The following is a 519-nucleotide window of genomic DNA, read 5'->3' on the forward strand; positions in this document are numbered from 1 at the left end:
GCTGCCAGTTTTAGACGGCTTTGCTTAACGGCTTCATCTTCTGCTACTAGAATTGGGCATGCTTCGTAGAAGCTTGAGAATTGACCCGCTAGTTCAAATAGGTAGCTACACATGATGTGCGGTTGGCCTTCACGAGCAACAGATTGAACGGCTTCTTCAAATTGTAGAAGTTTAGCGATAAGCGCTTTTTCTTTTTCGTCAGTGATTTGGATATCACCTTGAAGTTCATCCATCGCTACACCAGCTTTAGCAAAGATAGAGGCAACGCGAGTGTATGCGTATTGCATGTACGGCGCTGTGTTACCTTCAAATGCTAGCATATTGTCCCAATCGAACACGTAGTCAGTAGTGCGGTGTTTAGATAGGTCAGAATATTTAACCGCTGCCATCGCAACTGTTTTAGAGATCTTCTCTTTCTCTTCAGCATCTAGCTCTGGGTTCTTAGATTCAATCAACTGTGCAGCACGAACTTCGGCTTCATCAAGAAGGTCCGCCAAACGAACCGTACCGCCCGCACGA

The 519-nt window shown here is 45.7% G+C and carries 1 protein-coding gene; it reads right to left on the reverse strand.

The window, feature by feature from the left end:
• Window positions 1-519, reverse strand: a 519-nt coding sequence (argS, locus tag R7R78_RS29455; protein ID WP_225475005.1) for an arginine--tRNA ligase, incomplete at both ends; no start/stop codon positions are given.

It is taken from the genome of Vibrio sp. 2134-1, from assembly GCF_033339495.1.